The 12,840-nt window shown below is 50.7% G+C and carries 10 protein-coding genes; 9 read left to right on the top strand and 1 reads right to left on the bottom strand.

From position 1 onward, the window contains the following. The first annotated feature begins 127 nt into the window (after positions 1-127). The 9 genes from AB9R92_RS12185 (at position 128) to AB9R92_RS12225 (ending at position 10,524) form a co-directional block, all read left to right on the top strand. Entirely contained in the window at positions 128-2,287 is a 2,160-nt protein-coding gene (locus tag AB9R92_RS12185) for a DNA topoisomerase III (protein ID WP_370669702.1), read from the top strand. 14 nt (positions 2,288-2,301) lie between these two features. Next, positions 2,302-2,790, top strand: coding sequence for a Cys-tRNA(Pro) deacylase (gene ybaK / locus AB9R92_RS12190; protein WP_370669703.1), 489 nt, complete (start codon positions 2,302-2,304; stop codon positions 2,788-2,790). A gap of 55 nt (positions 2,791-2,845) precedes the next feature. Further along, positions 2,846-3,490, top strand: a complete 645-nt coding sequence (locus AB9R92_RS12195; protein WP_370669704.1) for a YczE/YyaS/YitT family protein — start codon at positions 2,846-2,848, stop codon at positions 3,488-3,490. A gap of 159 nt (positions 3,491-3,649) precedes the next feature. Further along, on the top strand, positions 3,650-4,285 hold the full coding sequence (locus AB9R92_RS12200) for a class I SAM-dependent DNA methyltransferase (RefSeq protein WP_370669705.1): 636 nt from the start codon (positions 3,650-3,652) through the stop codon (positions 4,283-4,285). Between the two features lie 13 nt (positions 4,286-4,298). Continuing rightward, positions 4,299-4,772: an S-ribosylhomocysteine lyase gene (locus tag AB9R92_RS12205; RefSeq protein WP_370669706.1), complete on the top strand. Its 474-nt coding sequence runs from the start codon at positions 4,299-4,301 to the stop codon at positions 4,770-4,772. A gap of 11 nt (positions 4,773-4,783) precedes the next feature. Next, positions 4,784-5,719 (top strand): PLP-dependent cysteine synthase family protein, encoded by a 936-nt coding sequence (locus tag AB9R92_RS12210; RefSeq protein WP_370669707.1) that lies wholly within the window; start codon positions 4,784-4,786, stop codon positions 5,717-5,719. Beyond that, entirely contained in the window at positions 5,716-6,849 is a 1,134-nt protein-coding gene (locus AB9R92_RS12215) for a bifunctional cystathionine gamma-lyase/homocysteine desulfhydrase (protein WP_370669708.1), read from the top strand. The genes AB9R92_RS12210 and AB9R92_RS12215 overlap by 4 nt, the downstream gene beginning before the upstream one ends. A 245-nt stretch (positions 6,850-7,094) precedes the next feature. After that, positions 7,095-9,224: a peptidase M6 gene (locus AB9R92_RS12220; RefSeq protein WP_370669709.1), complete on the top strand. Its 2,130-nt coding sequence runs from the start codon at positions 7,095-7,097 to the stop codon at positions 9,222-9,224. 109 nt (positions 9,225-9,333) lie between these two features. Continuing rightward, positions 9,334-10,524 carry a glycine C-acetyltransferase gene (locus AB9R92_RS12225; protein ID WP_370669710.1) on the top strand — a complete coding sequence of 397 codons (1,191 nt, stop codon included), beginning with the start codon at positions 9,334-9,336 and terminating at the stop codon, positions 10,522-10,524. A 1,065-nt stretch (positions 10,525-11,589) separates the two neighbouring features. Here AB9R92_RS12225 and AB9R92_RS12230 read toward each other — a convergent pair. Beyond that, positions 11,590-12,789, bottom strand: a complete 1,200-nt coding sequence (locus AB9R92_RS12230; protein WP_370669711.1) for a M20 metallopeptidase family protein — start codon at positions 12,787-12,789, stop codon at positions 11,590-11,592. Positions 12,790-12,840: the final 51 nt, after the last annotated feature.

Here is a 12,840-nt window from a genome sequence, read left to right on the forward strand (position 1 = left end):
GGGAGGTTTTTTTCGGCCTGAACACTAAACTTAATTGAACAAAGCATAAGGCCAATCAAGTAGGCTTCCTCCACAAGAACGGAGAGAAGATGCTATACTAGACGCTGTAGAAAAGGGGTTTTAGCTTATGAAATCAGTAGTTCTTGCAGAAAAGCCATCCGTTGCGCGCGATATTGCGCGAGTGCTCGGATGCTCCCAAAAGGGAAACGGCTTTCTAGAAGGCAAACAATACATCGTCACGTGGGCACTTGGCCATTTGGTGACGCATGCACAACCGGAACAATACAATAACGACTTGAAAGAATGGAAGATGGAAAGCCTGCCGATTCTTCCGGAGCCGTTCAAATTGGTCCCGATCAAACAGACCATGAAGCAATACAATGCAGTCAAAGCGCAGCTGAACCGCAGCGATGTAAAAGAAGTCATCATCGCGACCGATGCAGGGCGGGAAGGGGAACTGGTCGCGCGCTGGATTTTGGAACAAGCCAAAGTCAAAAAGCCGGTGAAGCGGCTATGGATTTCCTCCGTCACTGATAAAGCGATCAAAGACGGCTTCCAAAACCTCAAAGACGGCAAAGCGTATGAAAGCTTGTTCCAGGCAGCGGTCGCCCGCGCGGAAGCTGATTGGGTCGTCGGCATCAATGCGACGCGTGCACTGACCGTGAAGCATAATGCCCAGCTATCGACAGGGCGCGTGCAGACGCCGACTTTGGCGATGATTGCGCAGCGCGAACAGGATATCCGCAATTTCCAGCCGAAGCCATTTTACGGCCTTCAGGCAATCAGCGACAACGCATCGTTCACTTGGACAGACGGGAAAACGGCGCAAAGCTTCGACAAAGAGCGAATCGACCGGTTATTCGCCAAGCTCGATACGGCGACTAAAGGCACGGTGACGGACGTGAAAATCACGCCGAAAAAACAACCGGCGCCGCCATTATTCGATTTGACGGAATTGCAAAAAGAAGCCTATAAACGCTATAGCTGGTCCGCCAAAGAAACGCTCAATACTTTGCAGAACCTGTACGAGCGCTACAAAATCGTCACTTATCCGCGGACAGACTCGAAGCATTTGACGAGCGATATGAAAGGCACTTTAAAAGAGCATATCAAAGCGGTACAGGTCGGGGAATACCGTTCGCTTGCGAACACGGCATTGAAAAGTGCAGGCGTTCCGCAAAAGGGCGTCATCGACGATTCGAAAGTGTCGGACCACCACGCCATCATCCCGACTGAGGAAACACCGATGCTTCACGAGCTCAGCGACAAGGAATACAAACTATATGATATGATCGTCCGCCGCTTCCTGGCCGTCTTCCTGCCGCAGCACGAATACGACCGGACGACCGTCACTTTGGACGTCTCTGGTGAGACATTCCAGGCTAAAGGCAATACGATCCGCAACGAAGGATGGAAACGTGTCTATAAAGATGCCGACGAGGAAGGCGAATCGACTTTGCCGCCATTCGAGCAGGGACAGGCCGTCGAATTGAAAGGCATTACCTTGACCGAAGGCAAAACCAAGCCGCCTGCATTCTTCAATGAAGGAACATTGCTTGGGGCGATGGAAAACCCGGCGCAGTTCATGGCAGGGGAATCGAAAGCGCTCATCCAGACGCTCGGTGAAACCGGCGGACTCGGTACGGTCGCTACACGTGCCGACATTATCGATAAATTATTCAATAGCTTCCTGATCGAGAAAAAAGGGAAGGATTTGACGATTACGTCGAAAGGCCGCCAGCTTTTGGAACTCGTCCCGGAAGATTTGAAATCACCAAAATTGACCGCGGATTGGGAAACGCAATTGACGAAAATTGCCAAAGGCCAGCTGAAGAAAGAGCAGTTCATGAAAGAAATGGTCGCGTTCTCGAAAAAGTCGGTCGCGGAAATTAAATCGAGCGACAAAAAATTCAAGCACGATAACATCACCGGCAAAATGTGCCCGGACTGCGGCAAGCCGCTGCTTGAAGTGAACGGCAAACGCGGCAAGATGCATGTGTGCCAGGACCGCGAATGCGGCTTCAAGAAAAACGTCTCGATGCAGACCAACGCCCGCTGCCCGAATTGCCACAAACGCATGGACATGGTCGGCGATGGCGACAATAAAATGTTTGTCTGCAAATGCGGTCACCGTGAAAAACTATCAGCGTTTGAAAAACGCAAAAAAGCAGGACAATCGAAAGCGAACAAGAAAGATGTTAATAAGTATTTGAAGAAACAGGATGAGCCGCCGCAAAATACGGCAATGGCGGATGCTTTGAAGAAACTGCTCGAGCAGAACGACTGACAGGAGGGGGCAAGGTGGCGAAAAAAGCAGCGAAAACCAATGCCGCACGCATTTTGGACCGTGAACAAATCAAGTATGAGCCGCTGCAGTACAGCACCGATGACGGAAAAATCGATGGCGTGTCAGTAGCGGCGAAAATCGGCGCACCTGTAGAGACTGTTTATAAGACGCTCGTGGCAGGGGGGGCTTCCAAGGATCATTATGTATTTCTCGTGCCGGTCGCCGAAGAGCTGGATTTAAAACTGGCCGCAAAAGCCTGCGGCGAAAAGAAGATCGAGATGGTGCCGGTCAAAGAGATATTGCCGCTCACGGGTTATGTGCGCGGAGGCTGCTCCCCGGTCGGCATGAAAAAGCCGTTCCGGACATTCGTTGACGGGCAAGCCTCCCAGTTGAATGAAATCATCGTTTCCGCCGGAAAGGTCGGTGCACAGTTGAAGTTGGCACCGCAAGATTTACTGAAAGCGACACAAGGTAAGTTTGCGGAATTGACGGCGAAGCCGTAATTGTTTCCTGTCCGCTGCTTTGGCGTGAGGGATTCAGAAGAAAGAAGGATAAAGGATGAAAGTTTCTATGTATTATCGGTGGCTGTTTTTCCTGTTCGGCATGATGCTGCTGGGCCTAGGCATTTCAATGACCATCAAAGGCGACCGTCTCGGAATCGGCCCCTGGGATGTTCTGCATGTCGGCCTGTACCAGAATTTCGGGCTGACAATCGGTTCCTGGTCGATCATCGCAGGCTTCACGTTGATCAGCACCACTTCGCTTGTGCGCAGGAAATGGCCGCAATTCGGGACCTGGCTCAATATGCTGCTGATCGGCTTGTTTATTGATTTGTTCAATTTCCTCATTCCGGATATCCATTCCCTGGCTGGGCAGATCTTGATCTTTACAGCTGGAATCATCGTAATGGGTTATGGCGTCGGTGTGTATGTTGCGCCGAAAATGGGGGCGGGCCCACGGGATGATTTGATGTTGATCTTGGTCCAAAGAACCGGCTTCAGCGTCAGTACGATCCGTACATCCATTGAAGTCGTGGTAGCATTGCTCGGCTGGATGCTCGGTGGCCCGGTCGGCATCGGGACCATCGTCATCGCTTTATTGGTAGGGCGGGTGGTCCAGGTGTCACTCTTGCAAAGCGAAGCCTTGTTGAAACGGTTGATTTTGAAGCACCAAGCGGAACTGCCGCCGATTTTAAAAATATGATGACAGAAGATCCGGCCCAGGCCGGGTCTTTTTTTATGCAAAAATTCTTCTGCTTTAATTCCTGGCAGTTGAACTGGGGAAACGCATATGTTATAAATAAAACCAAGTAAGACTATTGGTTTTGTGTATAATAACATCTAAGAGAGCGGGAGTGCAATTATGGGGAGAGAATTTGTCGAGATCTTTGATGAGTGGGTGCATACCTACGATGACTCAGTCGGTGGCGAAGATCCGGAATATGCAGCAGTTTTCGAAAACTACGAGGATATTTTGCAGGCGGTCGCGAAGAAAGCGGTAAGCCCAGTCGCAGAATTTGGCACAGGTACAGGCAATCTGACAGCAGTTCTCTTGAAAAAAGGGTTCGAAGTTGCGGGCATCGAACCGAATGCCGCGATGCGTAAAGCGGCAGGGGATAAATTTCCGGACCTCGAGCTGTGGGATGGGGATTTCTTGGATTTTAGCCTTCCGCAGCAGCCGAAAAGCTTTGTCAGCAGCTATGCTTTCCATCATTTGACGGATGAAGAAAAAGCACAAGCGATCAAACTGTACGCGTCGATCTTGCCGAGCGGCGGAAAAATCGTTTTTGCCGATACGGTTTTTGAATCGGAAGAAGCGAAGCTTGGGCGCATCGTCTATGAGGAAGGCGAAGGCCATGCAAACCTGGTGGAAGACTTGAAGCGTGAACATTATACGACCGTGCCTGTCCTGGAAGCGATATTCCGGGAAAATGGATTTGATGTAGCGTTCACGCGATTAAACGATTATGTATTCTTAATGGATGCAACTAAACGATGAGAGGGAGATTCCAATGAAAAAAATGAATGTAGAAAGCTTTAACCTAGATCATACAAAAGTAGCGGCACCATATGTCCGCCTGGCCGGTGAAAAAACAGGCGCTAACGGAGACACCATCAAAAAATACGATATCCGCTTCAAGCAGCCGAACAAAGAGCATATGGACATGCCGGGCCTTCACTCGCTTGAGCACATGATGGCGGAGCACAGCCGCAACCATTCAGACCAGATCATCGACATAGGGCCAATGGGCTGCCAAACGGGCTTTTATTTGTCGGTCATCAACCATGATGATTACGAAGACATTTTGCGCATTCTCGAAGCGACATTGACAGATGTTGTTGCGGCAGATGAAGTTCCGGCATGCAACGAAGTTCAATGCGGTTGGGCGGCAAGCCATAGCCTAGAAGGCGCACATGAACTGGCGCGTGAAATGCTCGCGAAAAAAGACGAATGGCGCCAAGTATTCAAAGAAGAAACGGCATAAGGGGAATCAGCATGGATTACGCAACAGAGATTCAGCAATTGATTGGCCGTACGCCGGTATTGGAATTGACGCATAGCACGATTCCGAACGGCTGCCGGATTTTTGCCAAGCTGGAATTTTTCAATCCGGGCGGCAGCGTCAAAGACCGCCTTGGCGTGGCGTTGATTGCCGACGCGGAAAGGCGCGGACTGCTCAAGCCAGGCGGCACGATTGTTGAGCCAACTGCCGGCAATACGGGTATCGGGCTCGCCATTGCCGCAATCGGAAAAGGCTATCGCCTGAAGCTGGTCGTCCCGCAAAAGTTCAGCATGGAAAAACAAACGCTCATGCGCGCATTAGGTGCTGAGGTAATCAACACGCCGACCGCTGAAGGCATAACGGGTGCCATCAAAAAAGCGGAGGAAATCGCGCAGCAAGAAGGCGCGTTCATGCCGGCGCAATTCGCAAACGCCGCCAACCCGGATACCTATGTCCAGACACTGGCCCCGGAATTTTGGGAGCAGATGGGCGGCAAGATCGACGTCTTTGTTGCGGGAGCAGGATCCGGCGGCACGTTTATGGGAACTTCCCGTTATTTGAAAGTGCAAAATCAGGCGATCAAGACCGTCATCGTAGAACCGGAAGGCTCGATACTAAACGGCGGGGAATCCGGCCCGCATAAGACGGAAGGCATCGGGATGGAGTTGATGCCGCCGTTTATGGACACGCAGTATTTTGATGCCATCCATACGATTACAGATAAAGAGGCGTTTGCAGCCGTGAGTGAGCTTGCGCAAAATGAAGGGCTCCTCGTCGGCAGTTCATCGGGTGCTGCATTTGTTGCGGCTTTGCGTGAAGCGCAATCTGCAAAACCAGGCAGCCATATCTGCACGGTCTTTGCAGATTCAAGCGAGCGCTATTTGAGCCAAAATATTTACGGAGCCCTTTTTAAGGAGGAAAAGCAATGAAACCGAAAACCAGATTGATTCACGGCGGAATCTTCGGAGACGAAGCGACCGGCGCTGTCTCGACGCCGATTTACCAAGTGAGCACCTACAAGCAGGAAGCTGTGGGCAAGTTCAAAGGCTATGAATATTCACGGACCGGAAATCCGACGCGCCATGCGCTGGAAGAGCTGATTGCGGATGTGGAATACGGGCACGCCGGATTTGCATTCGGATCCGGCATGGCGGCCATCTCTTCTGTCATGATGCTGTTTTCATCCGGCGACCACGTCATTTTGACGGACGATGTATACGGCGGAACGTATCGCGTCATGAATAAAGTGCTGAACCGCTTCGGGCTCGAATTCACATTCGTTGATACGGGTGATTTGGAGCAAGTGAAAGCTGCCGTTCAGGAAAATACGAAAGCGATCTTCATTGAAACACCGACCAATCCGTTGTTGAAAGTGACGGATATTGAAGCCGTAGCGACGTTCGCCAAAGGAAACGGGCTGTTGACGGTCGTCGACAATACATTCATGACACCTTATTTCCAAAACCCGATCTCGCTTGGGGCGGATATCGTCTTGCATAGCGCGACGAAGTACATCGGCGGCCATAGCGATGTCGTCGCGGGACTTGTCGTTGTCAATACGGCACAACTCGCGGAAGAGTTGCATTTTATCCAGAATTCCGTTGGCGCCATTCTTGGACCGCAAGATTCGTGGCTGTTGATGCGCGGGTTGAAAACGCTCGGCATCCGCATGGAAGAGACCAATGGCAACGCCCAGCAAATCGCAGAGTTCCTGGATGGGCATGAGGCGGTCGAAGCGGTCATTTATCCTGGGCTCAACAGCCATTCCGGCAAAGCCTTGATGGAAAAACAAGCACGCGGCTTCGGCGGGATGATATCGTTTGATGTCGGCAGCAAGGAAAAGGCGGATGAGCTGCTTGCCAAGCTGAAATACTTCACTTTGGCGGAAAGCCTGGGTGCAGTGGAAAGTTTGATCTCGGTTCCGGCGCAGATGACGCATGCTTCCATTCCTGAAGACCGCCGTGCTGAACTCGGCATCACTGAAGGCTTAGTGCGAATTTCTGTCGGAATTGAAGATGTCGAAGATTTAATTGAAGACTTACAGTCAGCATTAGCATAAGTTATGGAGAAGCGGGCAGCTGCCCGCTTTTTTTAATGGAGTTCTATAGATTTTATTAAAAAGAAAACACTGTCAAATCAGAATATTAATGTAATTGACCTACTGAATGTCCACATCGGACACAACCAATATCCTGTATTTCGGGTAACGAAATAAATAGTTTAACCTATTCAGTAAGACAGAAAGAAGTGGTAATCTTTAGAAAGAAAAAATATTCAGATATTTCTGGAAGGAGATACATATTCATGAAAAAAAGCAAATGGTTTCCGATTTTATCAGCGAGCGCACTGGCGCTTTCACTTTATTCCCCAGCAGCAAGTGCTGCACCGGTTGAGGAGTTGCCGTCACTCGGCGCTTGGGACGAAGATCGCTACGGCGAACGCATCGATATCGACCAAGAACTGAATCGACTGGCAAATGACGAGTCATTCCAAAAAGAAGCCGAGCAGCGCATCAAGGACCAAGCCGGGTCGTTGAGCGATGAAGCAGCAGACAGTTCAGAAGGAAATGCGGCAAGCGAGCATTTCACTGAAGATTTCGGAACGAAGCTATTCTTGGACCGCAACCTGGCATTCAAAGAATTTACACTTCGCAGCGTAGGCGACAATGTGGAAATCTGGGTTGCCAATGATTTAGCCTATGGCCCGGACAATCCGAAACCGGCTGACATCGTCACGCAAGCGCAAGTGAATAAATTGAAAGCCGAATTCGACAGCAATATCTATCCGGTAGCGACCGACTTCTTTGGCACACCGAATTCACACGACGGCTCGAAATCACCGCTTCCTGGCATGGTCGGCCTTCCTGAAGGTTATTACGAAAACGAAGATGGTTCCGATAAAGTGATCATGCTCGTCGATAACGTACAGGATGAAGGGTGGAACAATCCGTCTTACCCGTTCTTCGTAGCCGGTTTCTTCTGGCAGACGCTTGAAAACTACACGGACCGCAACATCATCACGATTGATACGAATTCATGGGAAACGCGTTTGGAGAGCACGTTCTTCGGCACGACAATCCACGAACTTCAGCATTTGATTCAAGCCGATAACGACGGTGCAGAAGAAACATGGGTCAACGAAGGGATGTCGACATTCTCTGAATTCCTCGGCGGCTATGGCCACGGGGAAGGATCGATCAACTTCTATTTGGACCACCCGGAAAATTCGCTCGTCAACTGGGATGAGCACGGAACAGCAGCAACCGGCCCTGAAACGATCGCGGATTATGGACAAGTCTATTTGTTCACGCTTTATATGTACGATAAATTCGGCAAGGAGTTCATCCGTGAAATCGCTACTGACGGAAACACTCAAGGCATCGCAAGCATCGATAAAGTATTGGAAGACTACGGCACAAACAAAACATTCACTGAGCTATACCAAGACTTCATGACAGCTTTGACGCTGGATGACGGCACGGTCAGCCCGGATTATAACTTCGATAGCATTGATTTGCGTGAACTGCCAGTCGGTGACGGCGTACGCGGCAAGACCGTCGATTTCGAGAAAGCGAAAACCTTTGAAAAAGAAGGCGTTCCGGCATGGGGCGGTGACTTTAAGGAATTCGACTTGGACCGCACTGTCCGCGGCATGAAGTTTGACGGCGTGGACTTCCTGCCATTGCAATGGGACACGGTCGCCAATCCGCTTGACGCTTCCGAGCAAGTGCTTCATGCGAACAACGGCGACGAAGCAGACCAAGCCTTGATCTTCGGGGCGACGGTTCCAGCTGACAATCCGACTTTGAGCTTCGAGCATTATTACAATATCGAAGAGCAATGGGATTTCGCGGCAGTCCAAGTGTCTACGGATAATGGCGAAACGTGGACATCCCTCGCGAACGAAAACACGCGCTCAGATGTAGTGGAAGAAGGTTACCCGACAATCAAAGAGAATTTGCCTGGCTTCACGGGCGAGAAAACGAATTGGTCTACTGAAACTTTCGACTTGGCTGACTACGCAGGACAAGACGTATTGGTATCGTTCCGCAACTTGACGGACTGGGGTTCCAACGAAGCCGGCTGGTTCATCAAAGATATCCAACTGGGTGATTTCTCGGCAGATGGAACGTCTACAGAGCCGTTCCAGTCGCTCGGACAGTTGAAAGGCGAGTATGTCGACTTTACGACCACGTTCATCCAAACGAAGAAAAATGGAAAGCAGCGCGTATTCAATGTCGATCCGTACAATGTGACGGATAAAGAAGCGCTCGACTTGCAGCAAGTACTGCGTGAAGGCAATTTGAAAATGATCACTTCTTATGCAGCGGCGCCAGACCAGAAAGAGGCAAAAGAATTCACGTACGAAGTGCTGTACAAAGAAGATAAAAGCAAAGGCAAGGGCAAAGGAAAAGGCAATAGCAAAAAGCAATAGCAAAAAGCAATAATCGGGAATGAGCGGGCCGCGGCCCGCTTTTTCTTTTGGAAAAAATGGCGGTGTGATAAGATGGAGTCAGAATTTGTTTTTTGAAAGGAAGAGGACTGTGTCGAAAAAATTAGATGCGTTTTTGGAAGAAAACTTAACGGAATTGAAAGAGCAAGGCCTATATAATGAGATCGACCCGGTAGAAGGCCCGAACGGAGCGATTATTAAAATCGGCGGCAAGGACCTGATCAACTTGTCATCAAACAACTACTTGGGGCTTGCAACAGATGAAGACTTGAAGAAAGTGGCGATTCAAGCGATCGAAAAATACGGAGTCGGCGCTGGTGCCGTCCGCACCATCAACGGGACGCTCGACTTGCACGTGGAACTGGAAGAGAAGTTGGCTGAGTTCAAAGGAACGGAAGCGGCGATTTCATTCCAATCCGGTTTCAACTGCAATATGGCGGCGATTTCCGCTGTCATGGACAAAAATGACGCGATCTTGTCCGATCAATTGAACCACGCCTCGATCATCGATGGCTGCCGCTTGTCAAAAGCGAAAATCATCGCGTTCAAACACTCTGATATGGAAGACCTTCGCCAGAAAGCGAAAGAAGCGACTGAATCCGGCCAGTACAATAAAGTAATGGTCATCACGGACGGCGTCTTCTCGATGGACGGCGATATCGCGAAGCTTCCGGAAATCGTGGAAATCGCAAAAGAATTCGACTTGATCACCTATGTCGATGACGCCCACGGTTCAGGCGTCACGGGCAAAGGCAAAGGCACTGTGAAGCATTTCGGTTTGGAAAAAGAAGTGGATATGCAGATGGGGACGCTCTCGAAAGCAGTCGGCGTTGTCGGCGGCTATGTGGCCGGTAAGAAAAACCTGATCGACTGGCTGCGCGTGCGCTCCCGTCCGTTCTTGTTCTCGACAGCGGTAACGCCAGGGGACGTCGCAGCAACCACGGCTGCTGTCCAAAAGATCATCGATTCGACAGAACTTCACGACAAGCTTTGGGATAACGGCGATTATTTGAAAAAAGGCTTGAAAGAGCTTGGCTTCGATATCGGCGATTCTGCCACACCGATCACGCCGTGCATCATCGGCGACGAGAAATTGACGCAGCAGTTCTCGAAACGCTTGTTCGAAGAAGGCGTCTACGCGAAATCGATCGTCTTCCCGACGGTCCCACGCGGCACGGGCCGTGTGCGCAATATGCCAACAGCGGCACATACGAAAGAAATGCTCGACGAAGCGATCGAAATCTACGCAAAAGTCGGCAAAGAACTGAATGTCATCAAGTAATACGACACCCGCACAGCTCATTGAGTTGTGCGGGTTTTTTCTTTGCGCTTATGAATAGGAAATGCGAGGAGTGGAGATTGCGCTGCAAGGGGACGCTTTCCGGAGGGCTAAATGTTAGTACTCAACTCTCACTGCGTTCGAGCATAGCAAAAAAACAGTTGCAAGCAGATGCGTCGCAAATGAATGGACTCGGCTTCCCCTCGCCATCCATTCGCCCCTTTCCGCTCCATCTCTAATTTGAGAGAGGAAATGAAATACATTTGGCACTGGACTTAGTGCAAATAATTTTGTTCTGCTTCGCAAGTCCAAATTGGATAGTTTCATAACCATCAAGTCTAGCTAAGCGTCCCCACGAGCGGATGAAGACAATTAACAGTGACAATTCTTCGCACATAATCTTCAATGAAATCTAAAAGCCGAACCGCGCTCACGGGCGAGCCGAAGCAATGAGACAAGCGTTCTTCTTGGCTCATTGCGGAAGGCCTGCCCAAAGCGGGAGGCGGTTACCACAAGATGAAACAACAAACAATGAACAACACATCTCGCTCTCAAGTCCAGCTAAGCGCCCCCCCACAATCGGAAGAAAACAATTAACAGCGACACTTCTTTGCACACAACATCCAATGAAATCGAAAAACCGAACCGCGCACAAGGGCGAGCCGAAGCAATGAGACAAGTGCTCTTCTTGGCTCCTGGCGGGTGGCCAGTCCCAAGCGGGAGGCGGTTGCCAAAAGATGAAACAACAAACAATGAACAAGACATCTCGCTCTCAAGTCCAGCTAAGCGCCCCCCACAATCGGATGAAGACAATTAACAGCGACACTTCTTTGCACACAACATCCAATGAAATCGAAAAGCCGAACCGCGCACATGGGCGAGCCGGAACAATGAGACAATTGCTCTTTTTGGCTCATTGCGGGAGGCCAGCCCCAAGCGGGAGGCGGTTGCCAAAAGATGAAATAAACAATGAACAATCCATCTCGCTCACTTGTCTCACTAGCAGTTTGTTTCGGTTAGCTTACAATAAAATCCCCCTCCAGCGTTCATGAAGGGGGATTTGCTTTATTATTCGGCAGAATCGGTTTCTGCTTGCTGGGCGTTGAAATAGATAGAGGCAAACACTTTTGCGGCCGTATTCATCGCGTCTTCATTGAAATCGAAATTTTCGTGATGGTGCGGATAGACGAGCGTTTCGTCTGCCATTTTGGCACCGATAAAGAAGTACGCGCCCGGTTTCACTTGTGTGTAGTACGCAAAATCCTCGACCGGCATGATTGGGTCGATGTCGATGACATTGTCTTCGCCGACGACAGGGCGTGCGGACGTGCGGACGATTTCTGCCGCTTCCGGGTGGTTCCACAGCGAATCATAGCCGGTTTCGACAATCACTTCAGCACGTGCGCCCATGGCAGCGGCGACATTTTCAGCGACTCCGCGCACGCGTTCGCTGGCGAGCTTGCGCAGTTCCGGATCGAATACGCGGATGGTGCCTTCCATGACGGCTTTGCTCGGGATGACGTTGTCGGCATCACCCGCATGGAATTTCCCGATCGACACGACGAGTTCTTTCAGCGGGTCGGCATTGCGGCTGACGACCGATTGCAGGGCAACCATGATGTGGCTCGCGGCAAGGATTGGGTCGATGCCGGTATGCGGTTCGGCGCCGTGGGTACCGGAGCCGTAGACATTGATTTTGATGGCGTCTTCAGAAGCTTGCAGGTAGCCATCGCGAAGATACACTTTGCCGGATTCCATCTTGCTTTGGAGATGCGCGCCGAATACGAGGTCGACGCCGTCGAGGCAGCCGTCTTCGATCATCGAGCGCGCGCCGCCTGGGGACAATTCTTCACCGAATTGGTGAATCAGCACAATCGTGCCGGGCAGGTCCTCTTTAATCGCCGTCATCGCTTTCGCGAAGCCGATCAATCCGGCGGTATGGCCATCATGGCCACAGGCGTGCATGACGCCTGGAATCGTTGATTTGTAGGAAACGCCCTTTTGGTCGTCGATCGGAAGCGCGTCAAAGTCAGCGCGGAACGCGATCGTCTTGCCGGGTTTGCCGCCGCGGATCGTTCCGACGACACCTCGCCCGCCAACACCGCGGCGCACTTCGACACCCATTTCCTCTAAGCGCTCTGCGATATAAGCGGGCGTTTCCACTTCCTGATGGGACAGCTCGGGGTGCATATGGAGATGGCGGCGGACATCCACCATTTCCGTTTGCAATGAATCGATCAATGTATCGGTTTGTTTTAATAAGCTCATCAATAATAAACTCCTTCATCCTTAATAATTTTTACAAACACACTGACGCCA

Origin of the sequence: Planococcus sp. SSTMD024, from assembly GCF_041320495.1 — a bacterium.
Lineage (GTDB): Bacteria > Bacillota > Bacilli > Bacillales_A > Planococcaceae > Planococcus.

Coding starts and splice junctions, on each gene's coding strand:
- AB9R92_RS12220 (WP_370669709.1), top strand. CDS start 7,095: ATGAAAAAAAGCAAATGGTTTCCGATTTTATCAGCGAGCGCACTGGCG.
- AB9R92_RS12205 (WP_370669706.1), top strand. CDS start 4,299: ATGAAAAAAATGAATGTAGAAAGCTTTAACCTAGATCATACAAAAGTA.
- AB9R92_RS12195 (WP_370669704.1), top strand. CDS start 2,846: ATGAAAGTTTCTATGTATTATCGGTGGCTGTTTTTCCTGTTCGGCATG.
- AB9R92_RS12185 (WP_370669702.1), top strand. CDS start 128: ATGAAATCAGTAGTTCTTGCAGAAAAGCCATCCGTTGCGCGCGATATT.
- AB9R92_RS12230 (WP_370669711.1), bottom strand. CDS start 12,789: ATGAGCTTATTAAAACAAACCGATACATTGATCGATTCATTGCAAACG.
- AB9R92_RS12215 (WP_370669708.1), top strand. CDS start 5,716: ATGAAACCGAAAACCAGATTGATTCACGGCGGAATCTTCGGAGACGAA.
- AB9R92_RS12210 (WP_370669707.1), top strand. CDS start 4,784: ATGGATTACGCAACAGAGATTCAGCAATTGATTGGCCGTACGCCGGTA.
- AB9R92_RS12200 (WP_370669705.1), top strand. CDS start 3,650: ATGGGGAGAGAATTTGTCGAGATCTTTGATGAGTGGGTGCATACCTAC.